Below are 16,124 nucleotides of genomic sequence, written 5' to 3' on the forward strand. Positions count from 1 at the left end.
CTGGTCTCCTATAATCTGCTGAGAAAGGAAATGGTTGATATAGCAGGGGAGGCTGGAGTCATACCGACGCGAATTAGCTTTGTTGCGGCATTAAATATCCTGGTATCGCAGGTCAGAGTGAGCGGTAAAGGTGCTGCGGGAAACATCCCTAAGCATCTGAAAGGAATGAGGGAAAATGTAAAAGCGTTTATCCTTCCGGAAAAAAGAAAGCACCGACGATACGATCGTACAGTGCTTTACATACCACCTAAATATCCGTTCAGTTTTAAGTCACGTGAGGCTTAAGTGAACGGCATTACGTCCTGAGACGGGCTTTTGCATGGTGCTTTCAGTCAGTGCTTATTGAGCGTTCGGCGCGACAGGTGCGACCGGTGGTGCCAATGGCGCTGGTGCTTCAGTTTGTGGCGCAACGGCATTACCGCCGAAGATGCCAAACAGGCCGGCGAATTCCTGAAGGGTCATTTTCTGGCCGTTCAGGTTCACCTGGTTGTCGGCATACTGGAAGCTGCTGGAGATGGTGTCATCTTTCAGCGTGGTAATTTTAAACATCTGGCCCATCGCGGCAACGCCCTGAACCTGCTGTTTAGCCAGCTTCTCGGCGTCGTCACCGGTATAACCCTGAAGTTTTGCGGTCTGGATGGTCATCTCGGTGGCCATCGCCACCGGAATGGTCAGTTTAGCGTCAACTTTGCTTACCCATTGTGAAATCAGTTGATCACCACTCTGCGCCTGAGAACCGGCAGCCGGATTTTTCAGGTCAAGTTGCAGATTGAAGCTGCTTTCGCCTTTGCTGTTTTTCCAGCTCAGCGGGGAGATGCTGATGCCAGGGTTGCCTTTGAGCAACAGCGGCAGGTTAGCCATCAGCAATTCAGTCGCCTGTTGCTGGTAAACTGCCGGGTCAATATCACCCGCCTGTGCCAGTAATTGCTGGGACTGCTGGTTGTAGCTGTCAGAGAAGGTTTTCAGCGCCGCGCCGTCAAGACCGCTGAGTTTAATCGTCAGTTTGCCTGAACCGAAATCCGCACCCTGAATTTTCAGCGCATCGAGGGTGTAATCCTGCTGGCCCTGGATGTTAGTGCCGTTTTCGCTGAATTTACTGACCAGCTTAAAGTTGTCCAGTGACGCTGCATCTTTACCATCGACATTCACCAGGATTTGTTTAACGGTCAGATTCTGGTCGCCTACGCTGACTTTAAACTTGCCCTGATGGGTGTCGCTGTCCATGCTAAACCCGTTAAGCGTCACTTTTTCAAGCTGGCCGAACTGGTTCTGCGAGGTCAGCGCAATACTGTCGCTTTTTGCATCCAGGGTCATTTTGGTCAGGTCTTTATCAACGGCGACATTGATGTCAGCCCCGCCAAATTGCAGCTTGCTGTTGTTCTTGTCGTAATCAACGGCAATGATATTGATCGCTGAAGAACTGCCACCGTTGTAAGAGACGCGAGTATCTGCTGTGACCAGAGATTTGCCTTTGGTTACGTCAAACAGCGGTTTCAGCGTTGGGGTGTTTTGCAGTTCAGAATGCACTGACGCCATGCTTGGGATCAGATTGAGTTTTTTTAGCTGGGCAGCAGGGAAAGGGCCGTGATCGATAGTTTCGATAAAAGCAATTTCATCACCGGTTTTCAGCGCGCTGGTTCCGGCGGCGGCGGCGGCTGCATCAGGTTTCAGGACGATACGCACCTGGCTGCTGAACAGGCCACGGTGGTAATCCTGATAGGAAACGTTAACCCCGGCTTTGGGGAATGACGACTGGAGCTGGCTGTTGGCATTGGTCGCAACGTCGGCCATATGCTGCTCGATCATCTTACCGGTATACCACGAGACGCCTGTCCAGGCCGCGCCAATGACCACAATGACGCTTACAGCGACTAACGATTTTTTCATAGTTCTGTTCATCCTTAGAAAATGTCCCGAAATTAAATGACGCTTTTAGAGCGCCATTTATTGTGGGTGAGATAGGACCTAAATGGCAAATTTTTCACTAAAAAGAGAGATTTCGCCTCATCAACCCTCTTTTTTATCTACGGCTTATTCCATCAGAGCTGGTTGAATACCCGTGCAACTCGGCCATTCCCACTGATATTCACCGGTGATTCGCTGGCTGACAGATAGCAGGATTCACCCGGCTTGAGCACCACGGTCTCTTCCCCTTTCACCAGCACTGATTGGCCTTCAATACAGAAGACAATCGCAGCACTCTGCTGCGCCAGTGTTTGCTCAGTGGCTGACAGGGTGTGAATCGAGAAAGCAAAATCGTCGACCGGAATAGGGAAGTTGAGTTCTGCACCATGCTCTACCGGCGTGGTCAGCAAATCAGCGGCAGGTTTTGCCGTGAATTTGAGGTTAGCCAGTAATTCGGGGATATCAATATATTTAGGTGTCAGACCGGCGCGCAGCACGTTGTCGGAATTGGCCATGACTTCGAGCGAAACCCCGCTCAGATAAGCATGCGGGGTTTCGGCATACAGGAACATGCCTTCACCCGGTTGCAGAGTGATGACATTGAGCAGCAAGGGGGAGAACAGGCCGCTGTCATCAGGATAAAACGCGCTGATGCTACGGATAGTGTCCCACGGCTGGCCCTGCTGGTTGTTTAGCGCGGATTTCAGCACGCCAAGTGCCAGTGATTTGGCGTCCCCTTCCAGACTCAGCAAACCGGCGAACAGGGTGCGCAGATGGTCGACATCAGGGTAGGTAAGGAATTCAGCAATGTGCGGGTTGGCGCCCGATACCGGTTGCAGCAGAGAGACGATATCACTTAATTCGCGAAAACCGTTCATCGCCTGGAAAGGCGTCAGGGCATAAACCAGTTCAGGTTTATGGTTAGGATCTTTGTAATTACGCTCTGCAGCATCGAGTGCAATACCGGCCGCGTTCTCTTTCGCGAAGCCAATTTCGGCAGCGCGTTTGCTTGGATGAACTTGAATGGAGAGGGGCTGATCGGCGCACAGCACTTTAAACAGGAAAGGCAATTCACCGAAACGCTCAGCGACTTTCTTACCGAGTTGCTGTTGCAGATTGGCGCTGATTTGTGCGCGCAGGCTTATTTCCTGACCTGCAGCATTCTTGACATAAGAGCTGCTTTTCGGGTGCGCACCCATCCACAATTCGGCCATCGGCTTGCCATCGGGATTAGCAATGCCGTACAAATGGGTTAATGCATCTGTACTGCCCCAGGCGTAATTCTGTACGCCATTGTTCATTTTTTGCATATTTGGTCCTAAATTCCCGCTTACATCAGGGATAAAAGTAAATAAAAACTCTGCCGCGTAGTAAACAATGACCCGCGCCGCATAAGCAACTCCTGATGATGAAAAAATGCGGTGTGTGCAAAATCTCGCACATCTGATGGCCTGCAATTATACGTCTGGCTTATATGTCACTATAATCGACGGGCCGCCAGCCGATTACGTTGCGTGGGAGCGTGCGGCGGTAAACCCTGCAAATAAACAGAAATATTCATAAAACGTATCCCTAACATCAAGACGGAAGGGGATAGAAGGAGAAAGTTATGGCGGCGACTCGCATTGAAAAAGACTCAATGGGTCCTATAGACGTACCAGCCGATAAGCTCTGGGGCGCTCAAACGCAGCGTTCACTCGAACATTTCCGTATCTCTTCTGAAAAAATGCCGGAGGCATTGATCCACGCGCTCGCGCAAACTAAGCGGGCAGCCGCAGTGGTTAACATGGACTTAGGCCTGCTACCGGCCGAGCGCGGCAATGCCATTATTGCCGCTGCCGATGAAGTGCTGGCAGGGCAGCACCCGACTGAGTTCCCGCTGGCTATCTGGCAGACCGGTTCGGGTACGCAAACGAATATGAATATGAACGAAGTGTTGGCAAACCGGGCCAGCGAGATCCTCGGTGGCGAGCGTGGCGAAGGGCGTAAAATTCATCCGAACGATGATGTAAACAAAAGCCAAAGTTCCAACGACGTCTTCCCGACGGCCATGCACGTTGCAGCCGTGATTGAACTGCGCGAAACGTTATTGCCTGAGCTGAAAGCGCTGCACAAGACGCTGGCAGCGAAATCTGATGCTTTCAAAGACATCGTTAAAATTGGCCGCACCCACTTGCAGGACGCCACGCCCCTGACGCTGGGCCAGGAGATTTCCGGCTGGGTCGCGATGCTGGCACATAATCGGGTGCATATCGAAGCCAGCATTCCGCATATTGCCGAATTGGCACTGGGCGGGACGGCGGTAGGAACCGGGTTGAATACCCATCCTGAATACGCGGTGCGCGTTGCCAAAGCGCTGGCTGAAGCAACCAAACAGCCGTTTGTGACTGCGCCGAATAAATTCGAAGCGCTGGCCACCTGTGATGCACTGGTCCACGGCCACGGCGCGCTGAAAGGTCTGGCGGCTTCATTGATGAAAATTGCGAATGATGTTCGCTGGTTATCCTCTGGCCCGCGTTGCGGCATCGGTGAGATTGCTATTCCTGAAAACGAGCCAGGCAGTTCCATCATGCCGGGCAAAGTGAACCCGACACAGTGCGAAGCCATGACCATGTTGTGCGCGCAGGTGCTGGGCAATGACGTGGCTGTGAATATCGGCGGCGCTTCCGGGAACTTTGAGCTGAACGTGTTCCGTCCGATGGTGATCCACAACTTCCTGCAGTCCATTCGCCTGTTGGCTGACGGTATGCGCGGCTTCAATGAACACTGCGCCGTGGGTATTGAGCCTGTGCGTGACCGCATCACTCAGTTGCTCAACGAATCACTGATGCTGGTGACGGCGCTCAATACTCATATTGGTTATGACAAAGCGGCTGAAATCGCCAAGAAAGCCCACAAAGAGGGCCTGACCCTGAAAGACGCAGCGCTAAAACTCGGTTACCTGACCGACGCTCAATTCGACGAGTGGGTAAGACCTGAAGCGATGGTAGGAAGCATGAAGGGATAAAACGGGATTCAGTCTAATCACCTTTTAAAGGCTAATTTTGAGCGAGCCCAGATTGCGATCTGGGTTCGCTTTTTTGTTTTAATGACAACTCGTCGACGTCGTTTTGAACGCGGCCTCGACATTTTTAAAGACAAACACCGTGTTGGTTTTGGATTTTGAATTTAAAGCAGCTTCGGCCGCATTCAAAAATGGCGCCGGAGAAACGCGGGATGGGTAAGGGGATTCGTTTAAATCCCCTTACCCCGGTGTGGGCCGGCGCCCACGGTTTTGAAGTTGAAGTTGAAGTTGAAGTTGAAATTAAAAATCAAACTGAAGTTTGATCAACAGACCAATCCGTATACAAGTGCAAGCGCTTAACCAGCAGGTTAAGCGGCTGTGCCTCCGGCTTGTATTTATGCTTCACTGCGGCCACGTCATAATCGTTTAACTCACCGAGTTTCGGTACGTGAACATTTGGTGCTTTCAAACACAATGCTATCAGCGGCATCGGGCAGGGATGTTGTACCTGTTTTTGGCTGTTGCGATACCAAACGCGGGCTATGGGTTGGACCTTCACTGGCCGTTTGATTTTCAGCACCGCATTTTCGGGAATTCGCTGAACATCGTTCATCTCACGCGTGATGTTGTCTATCCACTGTTCGCGGCTGTAAGGCGGCACCGAACGCCCGGCATTCAGGCTTTTTTCGAGCTGCGCCAGTATCTCATCGCGGCGGACATTCTTGATAATGTGCTTATTGGCCCAGCCAAACCGCACGGAATCCGGGTCATGCAAAAAAGATATCGACCGGTAAGCATTCAGCGTGATCAGCCCGCGCAGGTGGCTATGCACAAACTCGAAGCGCTGTTCGCGTGCCAGACCCGATTCCACCGTCACAATATGTTCCAGCTCAGCCTTCAACTTATTCACCTCTTCAATCAACAGCAGGGCGGCCATCTGTTCTGAGGCATCGACCGCATAGCACAACACACCGGGCAGACGAACGGCGGATTTGCTGCTGATGTTCTCCCCCTGATGATGAATAAACAGATTCTGAAAATGTTGTAATGCCAACTGGTGAGCGGCCTCACCAACATGGGGGGTGACCTGAATACGGTCGGCAGGGTTGTGCTCTGCACCTTTGGCAATATCGGGCAGGCTGAAGACGCGAGCCTGCAATAAATCGAGTTGTTTCAATAAACGGCTGAGATCCGCCAGAGCCAGTTCCAGTTCGTTGAAACACTCATTCATACGAGCAATAAGGTCATAGTGGGCCATACAGCCTCCATTTAGTTACAACATACAGTGTGGTATAAAGTAATCAATGTGCACACCTCAATCTTAGAGAAGCGTTAAAGTTCGGTGGATAAGTGTCTGACAGGAGGGAAAAGGGCGCGAACGCCCTCTATAGTGCACGGTGAGTCCACTTCAGGCAATGATCGGTCGCGCTTCCGGCAGGCGCATTAGCCTGTAAGCGACAATTATCGACGCGATGAGCATTAGACTGATAAAAGTGGTGATGCCATACCAGCCAAAGCTGTTCCAGAAATATCCGCCCAAGGTCCCGGCCACGCTGGAACCGGTATAATACGAGAACAAATACAGCGACGAAGCCTGTCCTTTAGCTCGCCGGGCGCGGCGACCAATCCAGCCACTCGCTACGGAGTGCGCAGCAAAGAAACCGCCGGTAACGAGGATCATACCGGCGAAAATGGCCCATACAGAAGCAAACGACGTGATCAGGATCCCTGCCAACATCATCGAGGTGGATCCAATCAGCACCGGGCCGCGGCCGTAAACGGCGGTCAGTGCGCCAGCTTTCGGTGAACTGTATGTCCCCATCAAATACACCACCGATAACACCCCGACGACTGCCTGGCTGAGATGATAGGGCGAGCTGAGTAACCGATAACCAATGTAATTAAACATGGTGACGAAGCTGCCCATGAGCAGAAAACCTTCGACGAACAGCATCGGCAGACCGCTATCGCGCCAATGTAGCTTAAAGTTAATCAGCATTTTGCGAGGTTTCAACGAGCTGGCGCGGAAATGCTTCGATGGCGGTAAAATACGCCAGAACATAATGGCCGCCGCGAGCGCAAACAGGCCGACAACCGCCACCGCAATACGCCATGAGAAGAAATCAGTCAGTACGCCACTGACCAGACGCCCGCTCATGCCGCCGATCGAATTCCCGCTGATATAGAGGCCCATCGAAAAAGCCACCACGCTGGGGTGGATCTCTTCACTCAGATAAGTCATGGCAACCGCCGCCACGCCACTCAATGACAGCCCGATCAATGCGCGCATCAGCAAAATAGCATTCCAACTCTGCATAAAAGCACAAATCAACGTACAGGCGGCGGCCAGCATCAGGGCGACAACCATCACCGATTTACGTCCAACAGCATCGGATACCGGGCCGGTAAACAGCAAACCTACGGCCATCAACCCTGTAGATAAGGAGAGCGTCAGGCTACTGGTCGCTGGCGACACCCCGAAGTCATGTGAGAGCACAGGTAAGATAGGTTGTACGCAATACAACAGCGCAAACGTTGCCAGCCCGGCAGAAAACAGCGCCAGGGTTACACGAATAAACTGAGGAGTACCGCGCCGGATAAACGGCGTTTTTGTCGGCGGGGAATAGGGACTGGCGGGCGCTAATTCGTCGTCGTTAACCGATTTTCCCTCATTAACTGAACGGTGGTTGGAATCTGATGCGGCAGACTTACGCCCTGTGGTGTTCACTGAAGTTCCTTAGCGAAAGCATTTCATACAACTAAATTTTAAAATGTATGAAAATTTTAACAGGGCGACTTCTTTTGTCTAATATATTAATCTCTGTGAATTAATATATTTAAGATATCAATCAGCCATCATGAATCATATTGAACTGCGCCATTTACGTTATTTTATTGCCGTTGCTGATGAGCTGCATTTTGGGCGGGCGGCGGAAAGGCTGCATATCTCGCAGCCGCCTCTCAGCCAACAAATTCAGGCGCTGGAGGCCCATATTGGCGCTCAGTTACTTAATCGTAATAATCGTAATGTCAGCCTGACACAGGCGGGGGAGATGTTTCTTAAAGAGGCCCGCCAAATCATCAGCCGGGTGAATGACGCATCTTTGCAGGCTGCTAAAATTCACCGGGGCGAAGCGGGAAATCTCACCCTCGGGCTGACGTCATCGGCCCCTTTTTTGCGGCGCGTTCAGCGCACGATCCAGCGTTTTCACCTGTTATACCCTGACGTTAATATCCGTATCGAAGAAATGAACAGTACTCAGCAGATTGAACCCTTGCTTGAGGGGCGCATTGATCTCGGCATCATGCGTAACCGCCAGTTGCCCGACACCCTCAATCATCAGTTGTTACTGTCAGAACCGTTGGTGGCCGTGGTGCATGAAGACAACCCGCTGGTGAATCTACCCGCGGGTGAACTGACCTTTCAGCACCTGGCGGATCAGCCTTTTGTATTTTTCTCAAAAGATGCAGGAACCTCGTTGTACGACGACATTCTTACGCTGCTGGATTCGCAAGGGATCACGCCGTTTATCACTCAGGACGTCGGTGAACCGCTGACCATTATCGGGCTGGTCTCTGCCGGATTAGGTGTGTCTATTTTACCTGCCTCTTATTTGCGCATTCAGGTTGATGGTGTGCGCTATTTACGCTTTGGGAAACAGCAGGGCACAACGCAAGTGTGGATGGTTAACCACCGCTACCGGCCCGTTAGCGCACCGGCTAACGCATTCATGAAATTGATGATGCAGGACCAGCAGCCCTGAAAGCGCTGTTTTTACAGTCAATTCTTATCCGGTTTGAGGCCAATATGTGCACCCAATCACATAACAAATCAAAAAGTTGACGGCATATGGCAAAAACCTCAACATAGCCATTAATCTTTATTTTGAAGCGCGAAAAATAACGGAGTTTTTTCTGTGAACCCTGATGGGCAACCCGGACACATTGATCAAATCAAGCAAACCAACGTCGGTGTTGTTTACCGGCTGATAGATCAGTTTGGGCCAGTTTCGCGTATTGAACTTTCCAAAAAAGCGCAGCTTGCTCCCGCCAGCATTACCAAAATTGTCCGTGAATTGTTGCAGGCGCATCTGGTTCAGGAAGCGGAATTTCAGGAACCGGGCAGCCGTGGCCGTCCGGCGATTGGTCTGGTGCTCGACACCGATGCCTGGCACTACCTTTCAGCACGTATCAGTCTGGGCACCATCACCCTGGGTCTGCGCGATCTCAGCAGTAAATTAGTGGTAGAAGAGGTGTTGCCTCTGCCCGCCAAGGCTGAGTTGCCGCTGCTTGAGCGCATTATCAGCGAGATGGACCAGTTCTTTATCCGTCACCAAAGCAAACTTGAGCGCCTTACCGCGATAGCCATCACTTTACCAGGCATGATTAACGCGCGTGCCGGGGTGGTTCACCGTATGCCGTTTTATGATGATGTTAACGAGATGCCCCTTGGCACCGCATTAGGTGAACACACTGGGTTACCGGTGTTTGTGCAGCATGACATCGGTGCCTGGACCATGGCGGAAGCGTTGTACGGTGCTTCACGTGGTTGTAAAAACGTCATTCAGGTGGTGATCGATCACAACGTAGGTGCCGGTATTATCACTGGTGGGCGCGTTCTGCACGGGGGGAGCAGCAGTGTGGTAGAGATTGGCCACACTCAGGTGGACCCTTACGGTAAACGCTGTTACTGCGGTAACCACGGTTGCCTGGAAACCGTGGCCAGCACCGACAATATTTTGGATCTGGTTCGCCAGCGCCTCATCACCGCCGTCGGTTCAAGCCTGCAGGGGATACCGTTGACGATCGAAGCTGTTTGTGACGCCGCCAACCGCGGTGATCAACTGGCGCGAGATGTGATAGTCAGCGTTGGTCACAGCGTCGGGCGGATTCTGGCGATCATGGTAAATTTATTTAATCCTGAGAAAGTCCTGATCGGCTCGCCGCTTAATTTTGCCAAAGAGATTTTGCATCCAGCGATTATGTCCTGCATCCAACAACAGTCACTGCCGGCTTACAGTGAAAATATCAAACTGGAATCGACGGAATTCTATAACAAAGGGACAATGCCCGGTGCTGCGTTAGTCAAAGATGCGCTGTATAATGGTTCCTTGTTAATTAAGTTATTGCAGGGTTAATTATTGCTATAAATTAACTTGAGTTATTTATATTAAAAGTAATAAAAATCTTATTTTGCCAATTATTCTCCTCAGTGACCAAAACATTGCGCTAACGCAAATCGTTCTCGAATCCTATCGCCTAGACTTTCAACCTGTCACTCAGTCTCAGGCGAACCTGCCGGAGATAATTTCTTAGTCAAACGGAGAGATCCCGGAGCCAGAATTCCATGTTAACGCACTTTTTCGTCACGGGTACGGACGCTCGTGTAGGTAAAACCATCGTGACTCGCGCTCTGCTGCAGGCGCTAGTAGCGCAGGGCAAATGTGCATTGGGTTATAAACCTGTCGCAACAGGAAGCCAGGAGCTGGCAGACGGTATCCGAAATAAAGATGCGGTAACGCTGCAAAACTCCTCATCTGTTTCTTATCCTTACGAAAAAATAACGCCTTTAGCATTACTGGACGAAGATATCTATGCCAGCGACACCCCGGACAATATTTTTGAAATAATGACCGCAGGTTTGAAATTTATGCGTGAAGGTGGGGATGTCGTGGTGGTTGAAGGCTGTGATGGCTGGAGAGCATTGATCACTCCACAGCGTTTTTATTCCGACTGGGTTCGTCAGCAGAATATACCGGTTATTCTGGTTGTCGGTATTCAGGAAGGTTGTGTCAGCCATGCGTTATTAAGTGCGCAGGCAATCATTGCTGATGGTTTACCATTGGTTGGCTGGGTAGCAAACCGTATTAACCCATGCCTTGCACATTATCAGGAAACAATTGATGCTATCGGCACCAATATAACCGCGCCACTCCTTGGTGAAATTCCTTATTTACCACGCGCGGAATCACGCGATATGGCGAAATATATTGATCTCTCACTGATACATATCAAAAGTGAGCAAACGGCCTAAACTTTTCCGGGCCGCTTTTCTGATAACCGCCGCCGAGGCTCAGCATGCTGAGCCTTTTTATTGCCTCGTTTTTACGGTTTCTCCCTTCATTCTGTTTTCTCCGTGGCTCACGGGCAGCTTTGGGCATGCGGCGTTGATATTACCTGATGGCTCAGCACAGATGGCTGAGCCAGCGTTGAATCTCTTAACGACGGCCACGTGGATGCGTTCTTGCCGTCCAGTCATAGGTCGCAGACGTACTAGGAACGGCTTTGGCACGGCGTTTTTCTGCACGGGCTTTGGCGGCAACTTTCTCTTTTTCTTCCATGAGTTTATCGATGAAGTTGTCTTTAATACGGTTGGTTTCGGAGTTGGTCAGTTCGCGACCCTGCGCTTTGCGGCTCTGGTCGGTCAGCGTTTTAAGCTCGCGCTGCTCGCTTTCCGTCATATCTTGCTGAGTTAATCTTTTCATTTACGGGCATCCGTGTGAGGAAAGTGTCCTCCAGTGTAGCCTTTTTCGTGCAAAAAACTCAGTGATAACGCGTTAATCCTTAAAGTTGCTGCCAAAATCCGGCAAAGCGATTTTTTATTGAGCACATCCCCGTGATCGGGCTGTAAAAACTCTCAGCTATAAGATTTACTTATTATCCAATTACCTGACCCAGGCCTATTCTTTCTTTTAACAATGAGAACCTTACCCCTGACGAGAGAACCTATCATGTCTGTTTCATTGCGTGAGACCATCACGCTTCACGATGCAAGTATTGCCGATATGGCGCAAATCCAGCAGATTTACGCCCATCACGTGATCCATGGAATTGCCTCTTTTGAAACAGAGCCGCCAACGCGGGATGAAATGCTGTCACGGCGCGAAAATATCCTCAGTAAAGGCCTGCCGTATCTGGTCGCCAAACGCGATGACCAGGTTCTGGGCTACTGCTATCTGGCGCCTTACCGGCCACGTTATGCCTACCGTTTCACCTGCGAAGGATCGGTGTATATCGATGAAACTGAACAGGGTCAGGGGATTGGCAAGCGGCTAATGCAGGAAGCGGTAAAGCGGGCCACAGAAGGTGGCTGGCGACAGATGATTGCCAACGTCGGCAACAGCAGTAATGTGGGTTCTATAAAACTGCATGAATCGCTGGGGTTTGTGATCGTCGGCACGCTCAAAAGCGTAGGTTTCAAACATGGCCGCTGGATTGACACGGTGCTGATGCAGCTGGAGCTGGGCGACGGCGATATTACGTTACCGGGCAATTGCGGAAATTAACGATAATCATTATCATCTCGTTCCTGATCACTGGATTCTGAGACGTTATGCGTATTTCCTGCCAGATATTGTTACTTGCAAGCCTGATTGCCTCCGGGCTGGCGCAGGCCAAAACGGTTATTGACCTGTCTGATCGAACGGTTGACGTCCCGGATAATCCTCAACGTATTGTGCTCGGCGAAAGCCGGATGCTCTATACGTTGAGCCTGATACAAGACGGTAACCCTGCCAAAAACGTGGTGGGATGGCCGGGTGATATGCAAAACCTCGATCCGCAAAGCTGGCAGTTATACGTCAAAGCGTTTCCCGCGATTGCTGACATCCCTCAGTTCGGAAAAAACAACTTCACCCAGATGAACCCGGAGAAAGTGATCGCCCTGAAGCCGGATTTAGTCATCCTTCCGCGTTATGCCAAGCAGCCGTCAGACCATGACCAGATGCTGGACAGCCTGACCCGTGCGGGGATCCCGGTGATTTACGTCGACTTGCGTGTTGATCAGATCAACAACACCGTGCCCAGTGTCAAACTGTTAGGCGACGTGCTGAATAGTCCGCAAAAAGCCGCCCGGTTTATTACGTTTTATCAGCAGCATATGGAGCGGGTAAAACAGCGCATCGCGCAGTACCACGGCAAGAAAACTCGCGTCATGTTGCAGTTGCAACCGGGCCGCCGTGAAAGTTGTTGCACGACGGTTTCGCACGGCAACCTGGCCGATTTACTCGATTTCGCTGGCGGGGAAAACATCGCCCGTGGTGCATTCAAAAGCGTCTACGGTGAGATGAATCCCGAAGCGGTGATTGCCGCGGATCCTGATGTCTATATCAGTACCGGTATGGGGAGTCCGCAGGGGAACCCGGGCTCAGAGATCATGCTTGGGCCGCAGGTTACAGAGGTGCAGGCTCAGGGGAGTTTCCGTCTGATGATGGACAAACAGCCGTTGCTCTCACACTTGAAGCCGGTCCGGGAAGGGCGGGCCTATGCGGTATGGCATAACTTCTACCTCAGCCCGTACCATATGGTGGATGTCGAAGTGTTTGCCAAAGCGCTCTACCCGCAACTGTTCAAGGATGTCGATCCACAGCAGACGGTAAAAGAGATCTATACGCAGTTCCTGCCCATTCCTTTTAGCGGGACCTATTGGACGCAGCTTCATCCACGTTAAAAGGTGATCCCCCACCTCTGCGCAAGGTGGGGGATTAACCCCCTGTGGGCGGGTTAGAAATCCACCACGGCGGACAGCACCACGTTGCGTGGCTCGCCTTCAATGACACGCAGATTCCCGGCACTGGAGGAATAATATTCCTTATCGAACAGGTTATTAATGTTCAATTTCAGTTGGGTATGTTTGCCTAACAGCGGGCTGTCCCAGGCAATAAAGGCATCTGCAACGGTGTAAGACGGCATGGTGAAACTGTTTTCAGGGTCTCCGGCACGGCTACCAACATAACGAGCACCGCCACCGATGCGCACATCCCCCGGAACCGGCACCCAACGCAGTGTGTGGCTCAGGTACAGGCTACCCATTTGCGTTGGCGCATTCACCAGGCGGTTACCGACGTTAGCCGGGTTCACGTTGTCCTCGGTGATTTCGGTTTTGTCATAGCTGTAATTGGCGCTGACACTCCAGTCGGTCGCAATCTCACCGTTCACTTCCAGCTCAGCCCCGGTCGAACGCGCTTTAGGAATACTGCGCGTCACACCGTTGATAAACACTGACATATCTTTTTCATCAATGCGATACAGCGCCAGTGTGGCGTCAACTCGTGGTGAAATCTGCCATTTGGTGCCCACTTCATAGGTGGTGCCCAGCTCTGGTTGCGACACATTGCCGTTGTCATCGGTATCGGTTGACGGCGTAAATGAGCGGCTGAAACTGCCATAAAATGAGAGATCTTCCGTCAGCTTATACACCAGCCCCAGCTGTGGCAGAAACTTATTGTCGCTATCGTCCAGCGTTTGCGTTGGGTCAACAAAACCGTAAGAGGACTTCTGGTTATAATGCTGATAACGGCCACCCACCACACCAATCCACTGATCGGTAAAGTGAATACTGTCTTTCACATAGACGGACTTATTGAATAGGGTATTGCGCAGATTGCTCAGTTTATCGTTATAGGTGGTGCTGTCAGTGGTCGGTGACAGGCCATACACCGGGTTATACATATTGAACTGACTGTTCACTTTTCCACGATAAGAGTACTGCTTGTAGGTTTCATTCTTCTCATAATCCACGCCCAACAACAGATCATGGGTCATGCCGAAGATCTCCTGATTTCCGATCCAGTCCCAGGCGGTGTAATCCGTCTGATGATTGAAGCCCCGGTTGGCATCCGCACGGCGCGTCACGGCGCCGGTGGTGGTGTTGATCGCCGTCGCACGCACTTCGTTACTGTCGTAACGGCGCTGCATCCAGGCGTAAGTCAGGCGTGTTTTCCACTCGGGGCTAAGTTCGTATTCCCAGGTGGTATTCAGGCGCTTATTTTTGCCCCAGGCGTGGTTTGCCTGCTCATCGAGACGACGCTCATAGGGGATATCAATCGGCTGGCCATTAATAAAAGCGGTTCCGCGATCGTAGGGAATATCGTATTTGTACTCTTGATAACTGATATTGAAACTGGCTTTATCACCAAACCAACTCAGGGAAGGAGCGAGCAGGGTATGCTGATCTTTACCGAAGTTGCGCCAGTAATCCTCCGACTGCCTTTCAGCGATCATACGGAAAGCGAAACCGTTACCCAACGGGCCGGTGACATCAATCCCGCCACTGCCGCCGCCGAAACCACCGGTGCTGCCGTTGACCTGGGTATTCCACTCATATTGCGGTTTTTTACTGATGATGTTGATCACACCGCCGGGGTTTTGGATCCCGTACAACAACGACGCGGAGCCTTTCAGCACTTCGACGTGATCGGTGGTGGCGTTAAATCCCAGCCCCTGATTACTGCGCACGCCGTCGAGTAAAATTGACCCATCACTGTTGGCGCCAAAACCGCGTTTGACGAAACCATCCTCGGTGCCACCGAGCGTGTTGCCTTGCGTCACGCCGCTGACGAACTTCATCGCGTCGTCGAGAGATTTCATCTGATAATCGTTGATCATTGATGACGTCACTACGCTGACCGACTGCGGCGTCTCATTGAGTGGTGTATTGCTTTTGCTGGCGGTAGAGGACTGACTGGCGCTGTAATCCGTCGAATAGACAGAATTGTCAGCGGCGGTGACGGTCAGCGTATCCGCCTGCGGGGCGGTTTCCGTCGCTGCCAGCAGCGGGGACCCATGAAGTATTGCCAACGCCAGTACGGATTTTTTGAATCCGCTCATGGCAATTTTTTGATTTTTTTTAACAGACACGTGAACTTTCCCTGAAAATGCAAATGATAACGGTTTGCATTCTAATTAAGATCGCCACGATGTGAAGTGAAATTTCGGCTTTTTTGAAAAGCCTTTAAAATTTTAACTTAAAATTCAAATTCAAATTCAAATTCAAGGTCGTGGGCGCCGGCCCACACCGGGTCAAGGGCCGTAAACGCGGCCCTTAACAATCCTGCGTTTTTTAACTGCGCGCTATCGCTGAATCGGGATGGCCGTGTTTCAGGTATCACAGATATAGCCGCAAAATGTCAGCCCTGACGGGCTTCCCGGCTGCGGGTTCGAGCCAACGGTAAAAATGTTGTCTCTCCACCGACTTGCCGGTGACATTTTTGAATGCGGCCGAAGCTTCTTTAAATTCAAAATCAAAACCGACAGGGTATTTTCCTTTAAAAAAGTCGAGGCCGCGTTCAAAACGACGTCGAGGGAGAGGCGCAAAACCGCGAGTCTTTTTACGCGGGTTGAAGCCCGAACTGAGAGGACCGCGCAGCGGCGGAGTTTGCGGCTATCGTCTTGGCCCCTGAAACACGGCCATTGTGACCAGCGCAGCTGCTTTTTA

Annotated in this window: 12 protein-coding genes and 1 pseudogene; 7 read left to right on the top strand and 6 right to left on the bottom strand. The window is 51.3% G+C overall.

The features are described 5' to 3' along the window. Window positions 1-285, top strand: a pseudogene (locus EAH77_RS16355) (IS4 family transposase); the annotation flags it as partial. Between the two features lie 54 nt (window positions 286-339). Here EAH77_RS16355 and EAH77_RS16360 read toward each other — a convergent pair. Together EAH77_RS16360 and manA are read right to left on the bottom strand one after the other, a co-directional pair. Beyond that, complete coding sequence (locus EAH77_RS16360; protein ID WP_140473886.1) at window positions 340-1,887, bottom strand: YdgA family protein; 1,548 nt, start codon at window positions 1,885-1,887, stop codon at window positions 340-342. A gap of 152 nt (window positions 1,888-2,039) precedes the next feature. Further along, window positions 2,040-3,215 (bottom strand): mannose-6-phosphate isomerase, encoded by a 1,176-nt coding sequence (manA, locus tag EAH77_RS16365; protein ID WP_140473887.1) that lies wholly within the window; start codon window positions 3,213-3,215, stop codon window positions 2,040-2,042. A 299-nt stretch (window positions 3,216-3,514) separates the two neighbouring features. On the opposite strand from manA, the gene fumC reads away from it, so the two are divergent. Continuing rightward, complete coding sequence (gene fumC, locus EAH77_RS16370; RefSeq protein WP_140473888.1) at window positions 3,515-4,912, top strand: class II fumarate hydratase; 1,398 nt, start codon at window positions 3,515-3,517, stop codon at window positions 4,910-4,912. Window positions 4,913-5,216: 304 nt separating this feature from the next. On the opposite strand, the gene tus is transcribed toward fumC, so the two are convergent. Then, on the bottom strand, window positions 5,217-6,167 hold the full coding sequence (gene tus / locus EAH77_RS16375; RefSeq protein WP_140473889.1) for a DNA replication terminus site-binding protein: 951 nt from the start codon (window positions 6,165-6,167) through the stop codon (window positions 5,217-5,219). A 150-nt stretch (window positions 6,168-6,317) separates the two neighbouring features. Continuing rightward, a complete protein-coding gene (locus EAH77_RS16380; protein ID WP_140473890.1) occupies window positions 6,318-7,637 on the bottom strand; it encodes an MFS transporter in 1,320 nt (439 codons plus the stop codon). 130 nt (window positions 7,638-7,767) lie between these two features. On the opposite strand from EAH77_RS16380, the gene EAH77_RS16385 reads away from it, so the two are divergent. From EAH77_RS16385 to bioD, 3 genes are all read left to right on the top strand, one after another. Beyond that, window positions 7,768-8,673, top strand: a complete 906-nt coding sequence (locus EAH77_RS16385; RefSeq protein WP_140473891.1) for a LysR family transcriptional regulator — start codon at window positions 7,768-7,770, stop codon at window positions 8,671-8,673. 153 nt (window positions 8,674-8,826) lie between these two features. Next, the gene (mlc, locus tag EAH77_RS16390) at window positions 8,827-10,047 is read left to right on the top strand and encodes a sugar metabolism global transcriptional regulator Mlc (protein WP_140473892.1); all 1,221 of its coding nucleotides are present in this window, start codon (window positions 8,827-8,829) and stop codon (window positions 10,045-10,047) included. Between the two features lie 209 nt (window positions 10,048-10,256). Continuing rightward, window positions 10,257-10,943, top strand: a complete 687-nt coding sequence (gene bioD, locus EAH77_RS16395; protein WP_140473893.1) for a dethiobiotin synthase — start codon at window positions 10,257-10,259, stop codon at window positions 10,941-10,943. A gap of 184 nt (window positions 10,944-11,127) precedes the next feature. Here bioD and EAH77_RS16400 read toward each other — a convergent pair whose 3' ends face one another. After that, window positions 11,128-11,394, bottom strand: a complete 267-nt coding sequence (locus EAH77_RS16400; protein ID WP_140473894.1) for a DUF3811 domain-containing protein — start codon at window positions 11,392-11,394, stop codon at window positions 11,128-11,130. Between the two features lie 246 nt (window positions 11,395-11,640). Between EAH77_RS16400 and EAH77_RS16405 the strand changes: the two genes are divergently transcribed. Both EAH77_RS16405 and EAH77_RS16410 read left to right on the top strand, forming a co-directional pair. Further along, window positions 11,641-12,195, top strand: coding sequence for a GNAT family N-acetyltransferase (locus EAH77_RS16405; protein ID WP_161985817.1), 555 nt, complete (start codon window positions 11,641-11,643; stop codon window positions 12,193-12,195). Between the two features lie 47 nt (window positions 12,196-12,242). Next, entirely contained in the window at window positions 12,243-13,358 is a 1,116-nt protein-coding gene (locus tag EAH77_RS16410) for an ABC transporter substrate-binding protein (protein WP_140473896.1), read from the top strand. Between the two features lie 53 nt (window positions 13,359-13,411). On the opposite strand, the gene EAH77_RS16415 is transcribed toward EAH77_RS16410, so the two are convergent. Next, on the bottom strand, window positions 13,412-15,517 hold the full coding sequence (locus EAH77_RS16415; protein ID WP_140474080.1) for a TonB-dependent siderophore receptor: 2,106 nt from the start codon (window positions 15,515-15,517) through the stop codon (window positions 13,412-13,414). Window positions 15,518-16,124: the final 607 nt, after the last annotated feature.

Origin of the sequence: Ewingella americana, from assembly GCF_006438725.1 — a bacterium.
In the GTDB taxonomy this organism is placed as follows: Bacteria; Pseudomonadota; Gammaproteobacteria; order Enterobacterales; family Enterobacteriaceae; genus Ewingella; species Ewingella americana_A.